This is a genomic window from Pseudomonas sp. B3G-3 (genome assembly GCF_028640915.1).
GTDB classification, from domain to species: Bacteria; Pseudomonadota; Gammaproteobacteria; order Pseudomonadales; family Pseudomonadaceae; genus Aquipseudomonas; species Aquipseudomonas chlororaphis_I.
The window spans coordinates 14264-33870 of sequence record NZ_JAQZAB010000126.1 but is presented as its reverse complement, the minus strand read 5'-3'; the positions used below and the strand labels follow the sequence as shown (position 1 = coordinate 33870).

General features: G+C 61.8%; 18 protein-coding genes. 12 read left to right on the top strand and 6 right to left on the bottom strand.

Annotation, left to right across the window (positions count from 1 at the left end; genetic code table 11):
• Positions 1-65: 65 nt before the first annotated feature.
• Positions 66-869, bottom strand: coding sequence for a phosphatase PAP2 family protein (locus PVZ80_RS26960; RefSeq protein ID WP_016702568.1), 804 nt, complete (start codon positions 867-869; stop codon positions 66-68).
• Positions 870-970: 101 nt separating this feature from the next.
• On the opposite strand from PVZ80_RS26960, the gene hslO reads away from it, so the two are divergent.
• The 10 genes from hslO to PVZ80_RS26910 all read left to right on the top strand — a co-directional run bounded on the left by hslO (position 971) and on the right by PVZ80_RS26910 (position 12452).
• Positions 971-1873 carry an Hsp33 family molecular chaperone HslO gene (gene hslO, locus PVZ80_RS26955; protein ID WP_007931739.1) on the top strand — a complete coding sequence of 301 codons (903 nt, stop codon included), beginning with the start codon at positions 971-973 and terminating at the stop codon, positions 1871-1873.
• A gap of 179 nt (positions 1874-2052) precedes the next feature.
• Positions 2053-3594, top strand: coding sequence for a phosphoenolpyruvate carboxykinase (locus PVZ80_RS26950; protein WP_009046463.1), 1542 nt, complete (start codon positions 2053-2055; stop codon positions 3592-3594).
• 301 nt (positions 3595-3895) lie between these two features.
• Positions 3896-5236 (top strand): S-type pyocin domain-containing protein, encoded by a 1341-nt coding sequence (locus PVZ80_RS26945; RefSeq protein WP_273864841.1) that lies wholly within the window; start codon positions 3896-3898, stop codon positions 5234-5236.
• The gene (locus tag PVZ80_RS26940; RefSeq protein WP_198919626.1) at positions 5233-5490 is read left to right on the top strand and encodes a bacteriocin immunity protein; all 258 of its coding nucleotides are present in this window, start codon (positions 5233-5235) and stop codon (positions 5488-5490) included. The genes PVZ80_RS26945 and PVZ80_RS26940 overlap by 4 nt, the downstream gene beginning before the upstream one ends.
• Positions 5491-5538: 48 nt before the next feature.
• Positions 5539-5808 (top strand): bacteriocin immunity protein, encoded by a 270-nt coding sequence (locus PVZ80_RS26935; RefSeq protein WP_198919627.1) that lies wholly within the window; start codon positions 5539-5541, stop codon positions 5806-5808.
• A gap of 165 nt (positions 5809-5973) precedes the next feature.
• Positions 5974-7149, top strand: coding sequence for a tetratricopeptide repeat protein (locus PVZ80_RS26930; protein WP_038630367.1), 1176 nt, complete (start codon positions 5974-5976; stop codon positions 7147-7149).
• A 69-nt stretch (positions 7150-7218) separates the two neighbouring features.
• On the top strand, positions 7219-8343 hold the full coding sequence (locus PVZ80_RS26925) for a polysaccharide deacetylase family protein (RefSeq protein WP_273864812.1): 1125 nt from the start codon (positions 7219-7221) through the stop codon (positions 8341-8343).
• Between the two features lie 188 nt (positions 8344-8531).
• Entirely contained in the window at positions 8532-10466 is a 1935-nt protein-coding gene (locus PVZ80_RS26920; protein WP_273864811.1) for a RecQ family ATP-dependent DNA helicase, read from the top strand.
• 253 nt (positions 10467-10719) lie between these two features.
• Positions 10720-11952 (top strand): 3-hydroxyacyl-CoA dehydrogenase, encoded by a 1233-nt coding sequence (locus PVZ80_RS26915; RefSeq protein WP_198919629.1) that lies wholly within the window; start codon positions 10720-10722, stop codon positions 11950-11952.
• Positions 11953-12020: 68 nt separating this feature from the next.
• The gene (locus PVZ80_RS26910) at positions 12021-12452 is read left to right on the top strand and encodes an acyl-CoA thioesterase (RefSeq protein WP_009046472.1); all 432 of its coding nucleotides are present in this window, start codon (positions 12021-12023) and stop codon (positions 12450-12452) included.
• A gap of 126 nt (positions 12453-12578) precedes the next feature.
• Here the strand turns inward: PVZ80_RS26910 and PVZ80_RS26905 are convergent, their stop codons facing one another.
• From PVZ80_RS26905 to PVZ80_RS26890, 4 genes are all read right to left on the bottom strand, one after another.
• On the bottom strand, positions 12579-13061 hold the full coding sequence (locus PVZ80_RS26905; protein WP_009046473.1) for a glycine zipper domain-containing protein: 483 nt from the start codon (positions 13059-13061) through the stop codon (positions 12579-12581).
• 350 nt (positions 13062-13411) lie between these two features.
• Entirely contained in the window at positions 13412-15760 is a 2349-nt protein-coding gene (locus PVZ80_RS26900) for an FdhF/YdeP family oxidoreductase (protein WP_273864810.1), read from the bottom strand.
• The gene (gene fdhD, locus PVZ80_RS26895) at positions 15757-16596 is read right to left on the bottom strand and encodes a formate dehydrogenase accessory sulfurtransferase FdhD (RefSeq protein WP_009046475.1); all 840 of its coding nucleotides are present in this window, start codon (positions 16594-16596) and stop codon (positions 15757-15759) included. The genes PVZ80_RS26900 and fdhD overlap by 4 nt, the downstream gene beginning before the upstream one ends.
• Positions 16597-16690: 94 nt before the next feature.
• On the bottom strand, positions 16691-17578 hold the full coding sequence (locus PVZ80_RS26890; RefSeq protein WP_009046476.1) for a LysR family transcriptional regulator: 888 nt from the start codon (positions 17576-17578) through the stop codon (positions 16691-16693).
• A 138-nt stretch (positions 17579-17716) separates the two neighbouring features.
• Between PVZ80_RS26890 and lysM the strand changes: the two genes are divergently transcribed.
• Positions 17717-18157 (top strand): peptidoglycan-binding protein LysM, encoded by a 441-nt coding sequence (gene lysM / locus PVZ80_RS26885; protein ID WP_009046477.1) that lies wholly within the window; start codon positions 17717-17719, stop codon positions 18155-18157.
• 119 nt (positions 18158-18276) lie between these two features.
• On the opposite strand, the gene yrfG is transcribed toward lysM, so the two are convergent.
• The gene (gene yrfG / locus PVZ80_RS26880; protein WP_016702576.1) at positions 18277-18939 is read right to left on the bottom strand and encodes a GMP/IMP nucleotidase; all 663 of its coding nucleotides are present in this window, start codon (positions 18937-18939) and stop codon (positions 18277-18279) included.
• Between the two features lie 90 nt (positions 18940-19029).
• Between yrfG and nudE the strand changes: the two genes are divergently transcribed.
• Complete coding sequence (gene nudE, locus PVZ80_RS26875) at positions 19030-19596, top strand: ADP compounds hydrolase NudE (protein WP_273864809.1); 567 nt, start codon at positions 19030-19032, stop codon at positions 19594-19596.
• Positions 19597-19607 lie beyond the last annotated feature (11 nt).

Below are 19607 nucleotides of genomic sequence, written 5' to 3'. Positions count from 1 at the left end.
AGCCCTCTCACTATTCCCTGGAGGGCGCATCGTCTGCATTCAATCACCGGCAAGCCGGCGCCTGCTCAGGCCGTAGCCCGCACCACGCTCAGGCGCGACAGCAACGGCAGCTTGCCCAGCAGGTTGAACAGCGGATTGGTCACCTGCAACAGGAAGTTCGAAGCCTTGGCCGCATACGGGGTGTAGTAGCCCCAGCCGAGCGCCCAGACCGCCAGCAGCACGCCGCCGATATAGTCGTCCTGGCCCCAGTGCGCGCCCGCCACCAGGCGCGGCATCATAAACAGCAGGGTCAGGCCCCAGATCACCAGGAGCTGGCCGACGCCGCGGCTGAACACGCTCATGAACAGTGCCCAGATCAGCAGCACCGAAGCGTGGTCACCGGGGAAGCTCTGGCTGGAACGGTCCTTGAGTTCCCAGGTTTTTTCCCAGTGCGGGAAATAGTCGCTCATGTGCACGGCATCCTGGAGCATCATCGACGGGCTGTCGTGTTGCCAGCCCATGGCGTCGGCGAGCCTGGAGAACAACAGGCGGATAATCAGCATCAGGACCAGGATCGACAGGAAGCCGAAAAACGCCCGGCGCACGTCCACGGCCTTGAACACCCAGTCACCGCGGATCAACAGGGTCAGCAGGATCAGCCCGACTATCGCGTCAAAAGGCCTGAGGCTGGCCACGGCCCAGATATGCAGCCAGGTGGAGTTGCTCGCAAGGGGAGCATTCAGCAGGCGGAACAGCCATTCGTCGAACATTACACAAAGCATCTGCCCGCTTGGCCATAACCAGAAACCCAGCAGCGCCAGAGGGAGCAAATTGCACAACACTAGCTTGCCGAGGTTCCACCTTGCTTGGAACAAACCCGGATTGTTCATAAAATGCCTCCAATGGCAGAAAATCGCGCACCGTAACAGTGCAAAAAACGCAATTTTCATATCTTGTAACCATTTTGTCATCACTTCAGATACCCAAACCTATGACTCATTTGCCGGATACCGACTTCACCCAACGCTTCATCTTCGATGACAGCGACGCCCGCGGCGAGCTGGTGGCGTTGGAGCGCAGCTATGCCGAAGTCCTCGCCAAACACGCTTACCCGGAGCCGGTCGCGCAACTGCTCGGCGAGCTGATGGCGGCGGCCGCGCTGCTGGTCGGCACGCTGAAGTTCGATGGCTTGCTGATCCTCCAGGCCCGTTCCGAAGGCCCGGTGCCTTTGCTGATGATCGAGTGCTCCAGCGAGCGCGAGATCCGTGGTCTGGCCCGCTATGACGCGGAGCAGATCGCCCCGGACGCGACCCTGGCCGACCTGATGCCCAATGGCGTGCTGGCCCTGACCGTCGACCCGACCCACGGCCAGCGTTACCAGGGCATCGTCGACCTGGACGGCGCGACCCTGTCGGAATGCTTCACCAACTACTTCGTCATGTCCCAGCAGGTCGGTACCCGTTTCTGGCTGCACGCCGACGGTCGTCGCGCCCGTGGCCTGCTGCTGCAGCAACTGCCGGCGGACCGCCTCAAGGATGAAGAAGAACGCGCCGCCAGCTGGCAGCACATCACCGCGCTGGGCAGCACCCTGACCGCCGACGAACTGCTGAGCCTGGACAACGAAACCGTGCTCCATCGCCTCTACCACGAAGAAGCCGTGCGCCTGTTCGATGTGCAGCCGTTGCGCTTCCGTTGCAGCTGCTCGCGGGAACGCTCGGGCAATGCACTGGTCAGTCTGGGTCTGGAAGATGCGCAGAAGCTGGTGGTCGAACACGGCGGCAGCATCGAGATCGATTGCCAGTTCTGCAACGAGCGCTACCTGTTCGATGCGGCCGATATCAGCCAATTGTTCGCCGGAGCGGGTGTCGAGTCGCCGTCAGATACTCGTCACTAAAACGTTTCAGCTCAGGTAAATCACCTGTCAAGCGCCGGATTAACGCCGTTCTGACGGGAGGGCCCTACTCTTTTTGGGCTTTTCTGGCATAATCCGGCGCACTTTTTTCGCGGTAGTAGTGCACGACTTTCTACTACAAAACGTTTGGAGCACTCGGCCACTGGCCGACGGGGAACCTCATGACGCAAGCCAATAACGCCGTGTACACCGATCTGAGTGTTGATGATCTGGTCAAAGAAGCCCTGAACCGCGGTGAAGGCGAGCTTGCCGATACCGGCGCGCTGGTTGTTCGTACCGGTCACCGTACCGGCCGTTCGCCAGTCGATCGTTTCATCGTTGAAGAGCCGAGCACCCAGGACGCTATCGCCTGGGGCCCGATCAACCGCAAGTTCCCGGCCGACAAGTTCGATGCCCTGTGGGCTCGCGTCGAGGCATTCAACAACGCGCAAGAGCATTTTGTTTCCCATGTGCATGTAGGTGCTTCCGACGAGCACTACCTGGCCGTGAAGATGACCACCCAGACTGCCTGGCAGAACCTGTTCGGTCGTTGCCTGTTCATCAACCCGGCCCAGTACAACCCGGCTGGCCGTGATGAGTGGCAGGTGCTCAACGTTGCCAACTTCGAATGCGTTCCAGAGCGTGACGGCACCAACTCCGACGGTTGCGTGATCCTCAACTTCGCTCAGAAGAAAGTGCTGATCGCTGGCATGCGCTACGCCGGTGAAATGAAAAAAGCCATGTTCTCGGTGCAGAACTTCCTGCTGCCGGCCGCCGACGTGCTGCCGATGCACTGCGCCGCCAACATCGGCGAAGAGGGCGATGTGACCCTGTTCTTCGGTCTGTCCGGTACCGGCAAGACCACCCTGTCCGCCGATGAAAGCCGTTACCTGATCGGTGACGACGAGCACGGCTGGGGCGAGGGCGTGGTGTTCAACATCGAAGGCGGTTGCTATGCCAAGTGCATCGACCTGTCCGAGAAGAACGAGCCGGTCATCTGGAAAGCCATCAAGCACGGCGCAGTGCTGGAAAACGTTGTGCTGGACGACGCCAAGAAGGCCGACTACGCCGACGGCAGCCTGACCCAGAACAGCCGCGCCGCCTACCCGCTGGAGCACGTCGAGAAGCGTTCCGAGAAAAACCTCGGTGGCGAGCCGAACGCCGTGATCTTCCTGACCTGCGACCTGACCGGCGTACTGCCGCCCGTGTCGATCCTCAGCGAAGAACAAGCCGCCTACCACTTCCTGTCCGGCTACACCGCTCTGGTGGGCTCGACTGAAATGGGTTCGGGCGCTGGTATCAAGTCGACCTTCTCCACCTGCTTTGGCGCACCGTTCTTCCCGCGTCCGGCCGGCGTTTACGCAGAGCTGCTGATCAAGCGCATCCGCGGCTTCGGCTCCAAGGTCTACCTGGTCAACACCGGCTGGACCGGCGGTGGCTACGGCGTTGGCAAGCGCTTCAACATCCCGACCACCCGTGGCGTGATCGCGGCCATCCAGAGCGGCGCTCTGGTCGGTGCCGAGACCGAGCACCTGGACACCATCAACCTGGACGTGCCACTGGCCGTTCCAGGCGTCGAAACCGGCCTGCTCAACCCACGCAACACCTGGGCTGACAAAGCCGCCTACGACGAAGCCGCCAAGGCCCTGGCCGGCCTGTTCATCGAGAACTTCAAGAAGTTCGACGTGAGCGACGCCATCAAGGCTGCTGGTCCGAAGCTGTAAGCATCGGGTAAGTGGTTCAAGAAGCCGCCCTTTGGGGCGGCTTTTTTGTGGGCGTCATTCAGTCCCGTTCAAATTCCAGGCGGCTTGTTCGAGCGGCTCAATAAGCCTGATTCGACGCGACGTGTAAGGTAAATCCTGGTGTCCTGTGCAGACAGTTCAGGGCCAATCGCCTGGCCTGAGCGAAAAAGAAAAGTCGCTCGACCAGCTCGGATTTGCCTGACAGCCAAGGTCCCCTCGCACTGGTTAACGTGAGATCCCCCGGTTGAAGACCGGGGTTTCCCAGGCGACCGAGCAAAGGACTATGGCCCGCAACAAGGATGTGCCCCAGGTATGGCAGCACCACGATGCTGACGGCGGTGGTTATCGTCGCCTGCGCGATATGACGGCGAGTGAATTGGCCGAGCGTGACGATGCGCAGCAGGGTTACGAGCAGATGCTCGCTCGCCAGCAGGCCTATGAAGAGCGGCTGGCGACTACACAGGTGGAATCGCAACCAATGCCCGTCGGTTGCGTATTTGCCAAGTCTTGCAAGCTGCCGAACGCAATCATCGACTACGTCACCCCGACGGGCTTCATACCCACTGATTCGGTGGCGAATTACGGCGCGTTGACGCTGCTGGGCGGTCGAGAGGTCGAGGCGGGTGGGTGCGTGGCCCTCAAGCGCATCAGCGGCGCGCTGCCGGCCAATCTCGGTACCTTGACCCTGGGTGGTGTCTCCGCGGCGGCTGGTACCACCGGCAGTGGCCTGGGGCTGATCTCCTCGGGCGTGGCGGCCGGTGCGTTGCTGGGGCTGGTGGCTTTGCTCGTTCCATCGAGCCTGGGTGATGGCGCGCTGTACAGCGAAGAGCAGCTACGCAATCTCAAGCAAGCTCGCACCCGGCTACGCCTGCGAGTTGAGCAGCAGGCCGATGGCAGCCTCAAGGGCTACGGCTTCAACACCCAGGGGCGCCGCGAGTGGGAAATGATTCCGGTGGCTCAGTTCGAGGCCCGTGGCGAGCAGCAAGTGGCCGACCTGGGGGGTGGCATCACCATCACCTGGACCCCGGCGGCGGACCCTTCGAGCACCATAGGGACACCACCGCTGGAAGCGGCGCCACAGACACCTCCGATCTGGATTTTTCCGCCGACTGAGGCGGCGGAGCGGATCATCGTGAGTCCGATTTATCCGCCGGAGTATCGGGATTTTATTCTGGTGTTTCCGGTGGGGTCTGGAGTTCAGCCGCTCTACATTGTGATCAATGCTCGGTATGAGCCAGGCACCGTCATAGGTCGGGGTACGGACGTTTCTGGCACTTGGCTTGCGGGTGCTGATGTAGGAGCGGGGGCACCGGTTCCATCTCGGATCGCAGATCAATTACGAGGGCGGAAATTCAATAGATTCGACGATTTCAGAAAGGCATTTTGGACTGCTGTAGGACGCGATACTGAGCTGCTTGGCCAGTTCAATAAGAGTAACCAAGGCAAGCTGTTAAAGGGCAGAGCGCCATTTGCCCCTAGGTCAGGACACTACGGAGAAAACTCTCGATATGAGCTACATCACATCGAGTACATAAAACATGGCGGTGCGGTCTACGATATTGAGAATCTCGGGGTGATGACACCGAAACGACACATAGAAATTCACAAGCAGGATAGAAAATGACGCTGAAAAATAGTCTTTCGGACTACTCGGAGCAGGAGTTTATTGAGTTGCTCCAACGCATCATTGGGAGTGATGAGAGTGAGGATGTAGAAAACAAACTGGTTTATCACTTCAATACGATATGCGGGCACCCGGCAGGCTCCGATCTGATTTTTTACCCAGAGGATGGGGCTGATGACTCAGCCGAGGGTATTACAAAAACTGTGAAAGAATGGCGCGCTGTCAACGGACTGCCTGGTTTCAAAAGCAGCTGACAGTGCTGTCGGGAGATTAAGAGACAGGTTTGAGTGGAGAGCCTGCAGATGACGCACGTAAAGCTGAAAAGCCAGCTGAAGGACTATACCGAGGACGAGTTCATTACCTTGCTGAACACTCTGTTCAATGGGGAAAGTGACACGGAAGCTGACTACCAGAACCTCGTCGATCACATCGATAAGATGATTCAGCATCCACGTGGAAATGGGATTCTCTTTTATCCCGACGAGGGGGTGGACGATAGTCCTGAAGGTGTAATCGGTGTCGTTAAAGCGTGGCGGGCGGCTAATGGTTTGCCTGGTTTCAAATCTGTCTGAAAAGGTTTTGCCATCCCGGCCCCTCAGCAAACTTCAGGGATTCCCGCAGCCCCCCACCTTTCCCTATGGATTAACAAGCAAACCCCCAAAAAACTGTGTATGGTGCGCGCGAAATCTGCCGGGTACCTTTGGGTGCCGACTTCATACACTTAAAGGGAATTAGGTATGCGCTTGTTTCGCGTGACTTCGATTTTTTCGTTGTGGGCATTGGCGTTTTCGGTGACGGCGCAGCAGCTGCCGGTCGAGGTGCTGAGTGCGGTGGTCAAGGACCAGAAGATCGCCGATGCCGAAGTGCTGGTGCAGCGCAATGGGGCACAGAGCGTTGTCGGTCGTACCAATGCTCAAGGCCAGGTGACCCTGACCACCGACTTTGCGGATGACCCCAGCAACCTGCTGATCATCAAGAAACCCGGCTACTCCAACCTGGTGGTCAAGTGCCCGTGCAGCGGCATGACCTACGCCATCAGCCCGGTGATGCAGAACCTCGACGGTCTGCGCGTGGTGCTGACCTGGGGCGCGACCCCCAGCGATCTCGATTCGCACATGATCTTCCCGGGCAACAACATCTACTTCCGCAACCAGCAAGGCGATGACGCCCACCTGGACGTCGACGATATCGACGGCTACGGCCCGGAAACCATCACCCTGGAAAAGAAACACTACGGCGAAAGCTATGTGTACGCGGTGCATGACTACAGTAACCAGACCCGTCCGGAGTCCCGTCAGCTTGCCGCCAGCCAGGCCAAGGTGTTCGTGTACATGGGGCAGTCGCTGGTGCGCACCTACTACGTGCCGCAGGACCGCAGCGGTAACCTGTGGACCGTGTTCCGCATGACCGGCAATGGTGACTTCCAGGACATCAACACCCTCAGCGGCGTGACCGTCGACGCGCAGGACGTGTTGAACGAAGTGTCGCCGTTGCTCGACGACAAAGTGGAAGTTGCCACCGTTGCCGTCAGCAGCAGCGCACAAGCCGATGCGAAAACCCTGAACCGCAAGGGCGAAGAGGCTTACCACGCCGGTAACCTGCAGCAAGCCATCGACTTCTACCGTCAGGCCATCGAGCTGAACAACGGCTACGGTCAGGCCTACAGCAACCTCGGCCTGGCTTATCAGAAAGCCGGCAACACCGCCGAATCGATCTGGGCCAACCGCAAGGCCATTGCTCTGGCCAGCGGCAGCTCGGCGGCCACCGTGCGCGCCAGTTCCTACTACAACATCGCGCGCATCTACGAAGCGGCCGGCCAGTTCGCCGATGCCCTGCGTCACTATCAGTTGGCCAAGCAGCAGAAGGCCAATCCGGTGTACGACAAAGCCATCGAGCGTGTGCAAAACCGCTGATTCACGGGTGTTGATCTGCCCCCCATAACGCGCCGTCCCACGGCGCGTTATGCATTTATGGAGGTTGTTATGCGGGTTCTGGTTGTTGCGTTGATGTTGTCCCTGTGGACGGCCGTTGCCCAGGCTGCCGGCCCGATGGTGTTCGCCACCATCGATCGCAGTAGCTGGCCGGGTTCGCTGGCCACGCAAGCGGGCTTCGATACCGCCTCGCGCGCGGAAATCCTGATGTTCGGCAAGGCCTTGCTGGCCAGCGAGGCGCTGGACGATGTCAGTCTCAAACAGCGCCTGGGCGTCAAGGCGCTGGACCATCATTCGGTCGAGCAAGTGCGCGAGCGTTTCTGGATACGCCTGCTCAGCAGTTATCACAGCGCCAGCCAGGACTGTGAAGGCGCTGCCTTCTGCCCGCTGGTGCGTAACCTGGATGACTTGCGGCAACTGGCCCAGGGCTTCACCGGAACGGTCAGCCCGGCCTATGACGCCTGGGCCCAGGCGAGCCGCCAGTTTCATGAGCAGTACCTGAACGAACAGCTGCGCCTGGCGGCGTTGTTCCCGCAGATCAGCAGTGAGATCGAACGTTTCGACAGCGCCGAGCTGATGGGCGACGAGTTGGCGGACCGGCAGTTTCTGCTGACCTTCGACGACGGCCCGACGGCCGCGGGCGGCCATACCGATACGCTGGCCAATGTGCTGCGGGCCAACGATCTGCATGGCCTGTTCTTCGTGCTGGGCGAGCCGTTCCAGGCGCGTCTGCGCAAGTCCTCGCCGGCGCAAATGCGTGAGTTGTACAGCGGCCAGTGCGTTGCCTTGCATGGTTGGGCGCACAAGTCCCACAGCGCCTGGAGCGAATGGCAGCAGTCCATCACCCGTTCCGCGACCCTGGTGCGCGGCACGTTGCCGGATGATTACCAGCCGCTGTTCCGTCCGCCTTATGGTCAGCGTTCGAGTGACAGTGCGGCGTTCTTCAAGGCACAGGGCATCAAGGTGATGCTCTGGGGCATCGACTCCCAGGACTGGAGCAAGAGCCTCAGCGCCAGCGCGGCGAGCCAGCGGGTGCAGACCCTGATGCTGCTGTGGCGCCGGGGGATCATTTTGTTCCACGACATTCACAACAAGGCGCCTGCTGCAGTGCCGACGCTGATCGCCGCCAACAAGAGCAATGGCGTGAAGTGGGTGGATTGCCGCGCGACGCGGTAAGAACACGACTTTTATCGCGAGCCATCGGCTGCCTGGTGGTTCGCGATACACCCTGAAAAACTCCGCATAACCCCAGCCGGACAGCATTCTGCGCCTCCCTGTATCATCCCGTATCCTTTCTTCCCCGACCTTTTCCCGACCCTGTGCCAGTCTGCAAGGCACGTCAGCGGTCAAAGGAGTGACAGCTCATGCACGACACCCTCGAACAGGTCTTCGGTTATCCACAGTTTCGTCCCGGCCAGGAGGCGGCGGTCAGCGCGGTACTGGCCGGGCGCTCGGCGGCAGCGATCTTTCCCACGGGCTCCGGCAAGTCCCTGTGCTACCAGTTGCCGGCCTTGCTGCTGCCGCACCTGACCCTGGTGGTCTCGCCGTTGCTGGCGCTGATGCAGGACCAGCTGGCGTTCCTCCAGCGCCACGGCATCGCCGCGGCGAGCATCGATTCGGCGCAGAGCCGCGACGACGCCAACGAGGTCATGGCGCGGGCGCGCTCCGGTGAGCTGAAGATCCTGATGATCTCGGTGGAGCGCCTGAAGAACGAGCGCTTTCGCAACTTCCTGCAGCAGGTGCGGATCTCCCTGCTGGTGGTGGACGAGGCGCACTGCATCTCCGAATGGGGCCATAACTTTCGCCCCGACTACCTCAAGCTGCCGGACTATCAGCGCCAGTTCAACATTCCCCAGGCACTGCTGCTGACTGCTACCGCCACGCCCAAGGTGATCGCCGATATGCAGGCGAAATTCGCCATCGCCGAGGAGGATGTGGTGACCACCGGTTTCTATCGGCCCAACCTCAACCTGCTGGTGGAACCGGTGCGCGGCCAGGACAAGCGCCGGCGCCTGGTGCAGTGGATGAGCGAGCGTCCCGGGCAGCCGAGCATCGTCTATGTCACCTTGCAGAAAACCGCCGAGCACATTGCCGAGCATCTGAGTCGCCACGGCATCCAGGCCCAGGCTTATCACGCCGGCCTGCCCCATGAGCAGCGCGAGGCCATCCAGCGTCAGTTCATGGCTGGCCAGTCCAATTGCATCGTCGCCACCATCGCTTTCGGCATGGGCATCGACAAGAGCGACATCCGTAACGTGGTGCATTTCGACCTGCCCAAATCCATCGAGAACTACAGCCAGGAAATCGGCCGCGCCGGGCGTGATGGCCAACCTTCGGACTGCCTGGTGCTGGCTAACCGCGACAGCCTCAACGTGCTGGAAAACTTCGTCTACGGCGACACGCCGGAGCTGGAAGGCATTCGTTGTGTACTGGACGAGTTGCAGGGGGCGGCGCCCGACGGGCAGTGGGAGTTCCTGTTGGGGCCGCTGGCGGACCAGAGCAACATTCGTCAGCTGCCGCTCAAGACCTTGCTGGTGCAGTTGGAGCTGCGTGGGCTGATCGCGCCGCGTTACGCCTACTTCGCCGAATACCGCTTCAAGTTCCTCGAGGAACCGCAGGTGCTGCTGGCGCGTTTCGAGGGTGAGCGCCGAGAGTTCGTGGCGGCGATCATCGAGACCTCCAGCCGTGCCCGGACCTGGGCCACGGTGAATTTCGACGCGCTGTATCAGCAACATCAGGCCGAGCGTAACCGGGTGGTGAAGGCCCTGGACTACTTCCAGGAAAAGGGCTGGGTCGAGCTGGAAAGCAAGCAGATGACCGAGGTCTACAACCTGCTGGAGACGAGCTTCGATGCCGCGATCCTGAGCCAGCAGTTGCACGCCTATTTCAAGCAGCACGAAAGCAGCGAGATCGCGCGGATCCACGCGATGCTCGCGCTGTTCGCCACCGAACAGTGCCTGGGGTATCGCCTGGCGCAGTATTTCGGCGATGACCAGGCACCGCAGCGGTGCGGGCATTGCTCGGTGTGTCACGGTCAGGTGGCTCGCTTGCCGGAGCCGCCAGCCTTGTCCGCGCTTGTGGATAAAAACTTCGAAGCGCTGTGCGGTGAATTTATCCACAGGCACCAACAGCACAGCGGCACGGTTCCAGGGGCGGAACGGTTGACGCGTTTCCTCTGTGGGATCAGCGTGCCGCTGTTCACCAAGCTCAAGGCGCGGTCGATCCAGGGTTTTGCGGTACTCGAGGATTACCCCTACGCCGAAGTGCGCGATTGGGCCGAACATCACCTTCAGGATTGATACTTGTCCATATAACCCCAGGCGCAGCCTGCGATCGGTAGCCGCCGCAAATCCAGGCATTTCGGTATGTCTGGAGGAATGAGCATTCAGGGTTTGCGACCGCTTCGCGCTCGATCGCAGGCTGCGCCAGCGGCTACAGGGTACCTGCCCGATCCATCCGCTGAATGCCGCTCATCACAGGAATAAATTTCAAAAATACCCTGGGCCTGATTATGGTGGTTTGCGTCTTCGAGCCACCTACAAGGGAGCCACTATGAGCCAGATCGACATTCAGCGCGCCGCAGTGATCGGTGCCGGGACCATGGGCCGCGGGATAGTGATGTGCCTGGCCAATGCCGGGGTTGCGGTGCAGTGGGTGGACAACAACCCGCAGATGCTCGAGCAGGCGCTGACAGCGGTGACCGAGACTTATGCGCACAACGTGCGTCAGGGCCGGATCGATCAGGCAGAGGCCGACGCGCGCCGGGCCCGGGTAAGCGCGGCAGCGGATTACCTGGCGATCCGCGATGTGGACCTGGTGATCGAGGCGGTCTACGAAAACCTCGAGCTGAAGCAGAAAATCTTCCGCGAACTCGATGGACTGCTCCAGCCGCGGGCGATCCTTGCCAGCAATACTTCGGCGCTGGATATCGACGCCATCGCCGCGGTCACCCGGCGTCCGCGGCAGGTGCTGGGCCTGCATTTCTTCAGCCCGGCCCACATCATGAAGCTGCTGGAAATCGTGCGTGGCGCCGCGACTGCGCCGCAGGTGCTCGAGGCCGCGCTGGCGCTGGGCGAGCGTATGGGCAAGGTCAGTGTGGTGTCCGGCAACTGCCCTGGATTCATCGGCAATCGCATGTTGCGTACCTATGTGCTGGAGGCGCGCAAGATGCTGCTGGAAGGGGCTTTCCCTTATCAGGTGGATGCCGCATTGCAGGGCTTCGGTTTTGCCATGGGCCCGTTCCGCATGTATGACGTGGTTGGCATCGACCTGGAGTGGCGCGCCCGGCAACTGGCCGGCAAGGGCCAGGAGGCGCACGAAGTGCAGGTGGATAATCGCCTGTGCGAAGCGGGCAGGTTCGGCCAGAAGAGTGGCAACGGCTATTACCACTACGAGCCCGGCAGTCGCCAGGCCGAGCAGGATGTGCAGGTCGATGCTCTGGTTCAGGAGGTCAGCGAAGGCCTGGGCTACCGTCGTCGCGATGTTGGCCTCGAGGAAATCCTCGAACGCTGCCTGCTGGCGCTGGTCAACGAAGGCGCGAAGATCCTCGAGGAAGGCATCGCCGGCTCGGCACAGGATATCGACCTGGTGTACCTCAACGGTTATGGCTTCCCGGCGGACAAGGGCGGGCCGATGAGTTGGGCGGACCGGCAGGGGCTGGTGGCAATCCAGAAAGACTTGCTGCGGCTGCAAGCCGAGTTGGGCGCGCATTGGAAGCCGGCGCGGTTGATTGACGAGCTGGTGCAGGCTGGCAAAGGGTTTGCCGATCACCGGGCCATCGGTTGAAATAGTCGATCGCCTGACCGACCACAGCAGGGTCGCCTTCCAGACACCTCACCTCCGAGAACCCGCCAATGACCGACCGCATGCCGCAACGCACCGACTACCGCCACTTCCAGCCCATCATCACGCGTTGGCACGACAACGATGTGTACGGTCATGTGAATAACGTCACCTACTACAGCTTCTTCGACACGGCAGTGAACACCTACCTGATCGAAGAGGGCGGCCTGGATATCCATGACGGCGAGGTGGTGGGTTTCGTGGTGAGTTCGGCCTGCGATTACTTTGCCTCGATCGCTTTTCCCGAGCGCATCGAGATCGGCCTGCGCGTCGGCAAGCTGGGTAACAGTTCGGTGCAGTATGAGCTGGCGGTGTTCAAGGCGGGGGAAAGCGATGCCTGCGCGGCGGGGCGCTTCGTGCATGTGTTCGTCGATCGGGCATCGAACCAGCCGGTGGGGATTCCCGCCGGGCTGCGTGCAGCGCTGGAACGCTTGCTGATGTAAGGCACAAAAAAAACCGCAGCTTCAGGCGGCTCCTGGGGGTTCATCCCGGGGGTGATGAACCCTGTCTGGCAGGAGCTGCCGTCAGGCTGCGGTCTTTGTGTCAGCGGGCTGCGACCGTTTCAGGTCTTAGTCGCGCCAGTGACGCTTGTGCTTGCGATGCCCGTAGGCATGGCCACGACCCGGGTGGCCGTCGCGATAGTAGCGACGATCGTCGTAGTCGCGATCACGGTAGCGGCGATCGTCACGATCGCTGGAGTTGCCCAGGTGGTTACCCAGCGCGCCGCCGACGCCACCGCCCGCCGCTGCGCCGATCAGGCTGCCAGTGGTGCCCCCCATGCTGCGACCGACCACGTTACCGCCGGCTGCGCCCAGCGCACCACCGATAGCGGCTTCGCCACGGCTGCGTCTGTCGGCACCCACGGCACTACCGCCCGCGCCGCCCAGGGCCGCACCGATGGTCGAACCGGTGCTACCACCAATCGACTGACCGACGACCGAGCCTAGAACCCCGCCCAATGCGCCGCCCACACCTGCTTCTGTGGTGCCGCCGGCAGAGGCGATGCCGCTGACCAGGCCAAGGGACAACAAGAGAATCGAGGAGAACTTCATAGAGGAGCCTCAAAGGGATGACGGCGCGATCCTGAGGCTGTATTGAGGCGCTTACAATCAAAATCCGACGAATAGCACGAGTTGTACACAATCTCGTAACTTATTGTTTTTAGTAGGGAACTTATCCCGTTTTTGCGAGTCTGTAGCTACTTGGAAAAGGCCGCTTCTGGATGGAAACGGCCTTTTTTGTGCCTGCGATTTGGTTGACGCTAAAACATCTTGCGGAGCGTAGCCGCTGTCGCAGGCTGCGATAAGGCGCGTTAGCGCCTTCCAGCGCCCTCAAGAGCAACGTCTCCTGCGGAGACGATCGCAGCCTGCGGCAGCGGCTACAGGGCCAGCGACTTAGTCGATCAGGCCGACCGGGCCATGATCAAGCCGCTGTCGCTGGCCGCCTCCAGGCGGATCGCGACGAACTTCGAGGTCGGGGTGTAGCTGCCGTCCCCGATGCTTTCCAGCGGCACCAGCGGGTTCACCTCCGGGTAGTAGGCCGCGGCCTGCCCCGCCGGAATATCGAAGGCCAGCAGGGTGAAACCCTTGACCCGACGTTCGCGACCGTCATCCCACAACGAAACGATGTCGGCTTTCTGCCCCGGCTTGAAGCCCAGGCGGATGATGTCGGCTTCGTTGACGAACAGCACGTCGCGCTGGCCCTTCACGCCACGATAGCGGTCGTCCAGGCCGTAGATGGTGGTGTTGTACTGATCGTGGGAACGCATCGACTGCATGATCAGGTCCGGCAACTGCCCGGTGGCGCGGGTGCGCTCATGCACCAGATCCTTGGGCAGCAGGTTCGGGCGGAAATTGGCGCGGCCAAACGGGGTGTTCCAGCGCCGCGCGCCGGCCGAGTTGCCGAGGTAGAAGCCGCCAGGGTTTTTCACCCGCTCGTTGAAGTCCTTGAAGCCGGGAATGGTGTCGGCGATCAGGTCGCGGATGCGGCTGTAATCGGCCACCAGCCAGTTCCAGTCCACCGGGTGGCTGCCCAGGGTAGCGGCGGCGATGCCGGCGAGGATCGACGGCTCTGAACGCATCTGCGGTGACAGTGGCTGCAACTGGCCGTTGGAGGCGTGGACCATGCTGAAGGAGTCTTCCACGGTCACTGCTTGCGCGCCTTCGCTCTGCAGGTCGATGTCGGTGCGGCCCAGGCACGGCAGGATCAGTGCCTCCTTGCCGTGGGCCAGGTGGCTGCGGTTGAGCTTGGTGCTGATCTGCACGGTCAGGTCGCAGTTGCGCAGGGCCTGGAAGGTCCGCGGGCTGTCCGGGGTGGCCTGGGCGAAGTTGCCGCCCAGCCCGATGAAGACTTTCGAACGGCCTTCGAGCATGGCGTGGATCGCCTCGACCACGTTATGGCCGTTCTCGCGCGGCACCTTGAACTGGAAGCGTCGCTCCAGGGCGTCGAGGAAGGCCACCGGCGGCTGTTCGTTGATGCCCATGGTGCGGTCGCCCTGCACATTGCTGTGGCCACGCACCGGGCACAGGCCGGCGCCCGGACGGCCGATGTTGCCGCGCAGCAGCATCAGGTTGGCGATTTCCTGGATGGTCGGCACCGAATGGCGATGCTGGGTGATGCCCATGGCCCAGCACATGATCACGTTCTTGCCCTTGGCGTACATGCGCGCCGCGCGCTCGATCTCCACCAGGGTCAGGCCGGACTGCTCGACGATCTCGTCCCATGGGGTGTCGTCGATGACGCTCAGGTAATCCAGCACGGCGGCGGTGTGTTCATTGAGGAAGTCGTGATCGAACACCGCCGGCGCGCCAGTCTTCTGGGCGTCGCGTTCCCATTGCAGGAGGAACTTGGCCATGCCGCGCACCACCGCCATGTCGCCGCCCAGGGCTGGGCGGAAGTAGGCGGTATTGGTCGGCTTGTTGCCGTTGGTGAGCATTTCGATCGGGTGCTGCGGATGCTGGAAGCGTTCCAGGCCGCGCTCTTTCAGCGGGTTGATGCAGACCACCTGGGCTCCGCGTTTCACTGCTTCGCGCAGCGGCTCGAGCATCCGTGGGTGGTTGGTGCCGGGGTTCTGGCCCCAGACGAAAATCGCATCGGAGTGCTCGAAGTCGTCGAAGGTCACGGTGCCTTTGCCGACGCCGACGCTTTGCGCCAGGGCCACGCCGCTGGCCTCGTGGCACATGTTCGAGCAGTCGGGGAAATTGTTGGTGCCATAGGCGCGCACGAACAGCTGGTACAGGTACGCCGCTTCGTTGCTGGCCCGGCCCGAGGTGTAGAACTCGGCCATGTCCGGGCTGGGCAGCGCTTGCAGGTGCTTGCCGATCAGGGCGAAGGCCGCTTCCCAGCTGATGGGCTTATAGCGATCGGTCTCGGCGTCGTAGCTCAGGGGCTCGGTCAGGCGACCCTGGTATTCGAGCCAGTAGTCGCTCTGCTCGAGCAGCGAGCTGACACTGTGCCTGGCGAAGAACTTGCCATCCACGCGGCGTTTGGTGGCTTCCCAGTTCACCGCCTTGGCGCCGTTCTCGCAGAACTTGACCATGCCGCTTTCCGGCGAGTCGCCCCAGGCGCAGCCCGGGCAGTCGAAACCGCCGTTCTGGTTGGTCTTGAGCATCATGCGGATGTTCTTCAGTGCGTTGTCACTCGTCAGCCAGGCCTGGGCGACGCTGATGAGCGCGCCCCAGCCGCCGGCCGGGCCCTTGTAGGGCTTGTAGCGCGGGGTGGGTGTCTGGTCGGCTTGATGATGAGTGGTCACGCTTGTTTCTCCATCGCAGGGCTATAGACCCGTGGCGCACTTTTTTGTGGCAGGTGAATGAGGTTGAGGTTGTGCCGGCGTGCCCATTGCAGGGCCAGGCCGGTGGGCGCCGACAGGCTGACCAGGGTCTGGATGCCGGCACGCAGGACTTTCTGGATCAGTTCCAGGCTGCAACGGCTGGTGACGATGGCCACGCCGCCGGCAGTAGGTATGTTCTGGCGGATCAACGCACCGATCAGCTTGTCCAGCGCGTTGTGCCGGCCGATATCTTCACGGCCCAGCAGCAGCTCGCCCTGGGCGTTCATGAACACCGCCGCATGCACTGCGCCGGAGTGCTGGCCCAGGGGCTGGAAGGCGCTGATGCGCTGGCGCAGGCCATCGAGCCATTGTGCCGGCGGCAACGGCGCGCCGGGCAGCACCTTGAGGTCCGGCAGGGCCTGCTCCACGGCTTCCACGCCGCACAGGCCGCAACCACTGGTGCCGGCCAGTTGCCGGCGTTGCTGCTTGAGGTTCCAGAAGGCGCGGCTGGAGATCTGTACCTGGGCGTACTGGGCCGAACCGCTGCCGCTCAGTTGCAGGTCGTAGATGTCCGACGCGTCGCCGATGATGCCGCTGCCGAGGCTGAAGCCGACGATGAAGTCTTCCAGGTCGCTGGGGGTGACCAGCATCACGGCCTGGCTGATGCCGTTGTAGGCGATCGCCAGCGCGACTTCCTCGGCGAGCGCGGTGCTGGCCGATTCCGTGTGGTCGAGGTTGCTGTAGCGGTAGTTCTGACTGGCGGCGGGCGCGGGCGTTTTCGCAGTGGGCGTCGCGCAAGCCGGGCGCTGGGGTTTCATGGGGCATCACCGGCGGAATATCCAGCCCTAAGACTAAGCGCGTCAAAGTGTCGCGTCTAATTGCTAGTACTGATGTGCCGATAGATGCCGTCGATCAAGGCTCGCTCGGTGATTTCTGCTGCAGGGCAAAGCACGCCTCGGCGAGGGCCGAGCGCGGTGCACTGCGGCGCATGATCAGGCCCAGGTGCGCCAGGGTGTTGGCGTCTGCTATGGGCTGCAGGCGCAGGTGTTCGGTGAGGGCTTCCAGGCCGCCGTCCAACGGCATGATCGCGCAGCACAGGCCGCCATGTACGGCTTGCAGCAGTTGATGCACGGCATCGGTCTGCAGCAGCGGTTGTGGGGTGAGGCCGCGACTGTGGAAGTTATGGTCGATGGACTGGCGAAAATGCATGCCGCTGGTCAGCATGCCCAGCGGCAGTTCGATCACCGCCTCCCAGCTCAGGGGCTGCTCGCCGAAGCTGAAGAAACGTTGGTCGTAGAGCAGGCCCATGCGGGTTTCGCCGAGGGCCAGGGATTCGAAGCGTTCGCTGTCCAGGCGCTCCAGATAGGAAACGCCGATATCCAGGCGATTGCTCGCCAGCTGTTCGAGGATCTGCTCGGAACTCAGCGCCGACAACTCGAAGCGCACGTTCGGGTGCGCCTGGTGCAGGCGCTGCATCAGTGGCAGCGGGTCGAAGCTCGACAGCGGTACCACCCCCAGGCGCAGGGTACCGACCAGGTTGCCGCGACAGGCGGCCGCCTCGGCCTGCAGTCCGTCATAGGCGGCCAGCACGCTGCGGGCCCAGGCCAGCACCCGTTCCCCGGGGGCGGTGAACCCTTCGAAACGCTGGCCACGGTTGACCAGCGGCAGCTCGAGCTCTTCCTCGAGGTTGCGCAAGCGCATGGACAGGGTCGGCTGGGTGATGTGGCAGCGCGCGGCGGCCTGGCCGAAGTGGCGGGTTTCGTCGAGAGCGATGAGGAATTTCAGCTGTTTGATGTCCATCTTCGCTTCCTGGGCGCGGGGGGAGGCGATTCTAGCGTGCTTGCCGTGCACAGAGTCATTGGTCGATTTTGAACCTCGTCTCTCAAGGCTGGTCTAGTCTTTCGCGTCTGGACCTATTAAACCCAAGGAGTGTGCACCATGAGTATTTTTAGCTTTGTGAAAGAAGCGGGCGAAAAGCTTATCGATTTGTTGACGCCGGGTAACGCCAATGCGAGCGAACAGTTGAAGGAGCACATCGCCAAGGTCGGCCTGGGTAACCCCAACGTCCAGGCTACCGTGGAAGGCGACAAGGTCATCGTGACCGGCGAAGTGGCCAGTCAGGAAGAGAAGGAAAAGATTCTGCTGGCCGTGGGCAACATCGAAGGCGTCGGCAGCGTCGACGACCAGATCACCGTCACCGGTCCTGTGGCGGCTGCCGCGCGTTTTGTCACCGTGAAAAAAGGCGACACCCTCAGCGCCATTTCCAAGGCCGTGTACGGCGACGCCAACAAGTACAACAAAATCTTCGAGGCCAACAAGCCGCTGCTGTCGCACCCGGACAAGATCTATCCGGGCCAGGTACTGCGCATTCCCGAGTAATGCTCGGCCTGTAGCCGCTGCCGCAGGCTGCGATCGACTGTGAAACAGTCGTGGCGATGTCGATCGCTGAAGGTCCTTCGGACCTTATTGCAGCCTGCGGCAGCGGCTACAGGATTGCTCTACAGCCCCTCGATCAATTCTCGATAATCCCCCAGCGCGGCAAACTCCGCCGTGTCTTTCGGCCCCTTGCGGCTGTCCGGTTCACTCACCGCCAACAGATGGGCCACACCGAAATTCCGCGCGCTGCGCAGGATCGGCAGGGTGTCGTCGATAAACAGGCTGCGTGCCGGATCGAAGTCGATATCCGCTTGCAGCGCGTCCCAGAACTGCGGGTTCTCCTTGGCGAAACCGTAATCGTGGGAACTGATCAAACGTTCGAAGTAGGGCGCCAGCTCGACTTTTTCCAACTTCAATGACAACGAGTCGCGGTGCGCATTGGTGATCAGTACCACGCGTTTGCCGGCCTGCTTGATCGCCGCGAGAAAGGTATCGGCGTCCGGGCGCAGGGAGATCAGGTGGGCGGTCTCCAGCTTCAGTTCGCGCACCGGCAACTTCAGTTCGGCGCTCCAGAAGTCCAGGCAATACCACTGCAATTGTCCGGCGTTACGCTCGAACAGCGGCTGCAGTTCCATTTCCGCCATGGCGCGGCTGACGCCATGCAGCTCGGCATAGCGCTGGGGCAGGTGCTCCATCCAGAAGTGGTTGTCGTAGTGCAGGTCCAGCAAGGTACCGTCCATATCCAGCAGAACGGTATCGATGTCGCGCCAGGGCAGTGAAGGCATGGAGAACGTCTCGAACGGTAGAAAGATATCCGACACAAACAATCGGGAAAGCCGCGTTATAGTAGCGCGTTCACGCCAAGGAGCCTTTGTATGCGCCAGAAACCCACCGTACTCGCCCGCGAGATCGTCGCCACCAGCCGTCTGTTTTGCGTCGAAGCGGTGCAGTTGCGCTTTTCCAACGGTGTGGAGCGCACCTACGAGCGTCTGGTGGGCAAGGGCGCGGGCTACGGCGCGGTGATGATCGTGGCGATGCTCGATGCCGATCATGCGGTGCTGGTCGAGGAATATTGCGGCGGCACCGACGCCTATGAGCTGTCCCTGCCCAAGGGCCTGATCGAGCCCGGCGAGGATGTGCTGGCGGCCGCCGAACGTGAGCTCAAGGAGGAGGCCGGTTTTGGCGCGCGGCAGTTGGAGCATCTGACCGAGCTGTCGTTGTCCCCCGGCTACATGAGCCAGAAGATCCAGGTGGTGCTGGCCACCGACCTCTACGAAGAACGGCTGGAGGGCGATGAGCCCGAGCCGATGCGCGTGGACAAGATCAACCTGCGCGAGCTGTCGAGCCTGGCGCAGAACCCGCAATTCACCGAGGGCCGCGCCCTGGCCGCGTTGTATCTGGCCCGCGACCTGCTGACCCAGCGCGGCGTCTTTCAAGCATGAGCGAACAATCG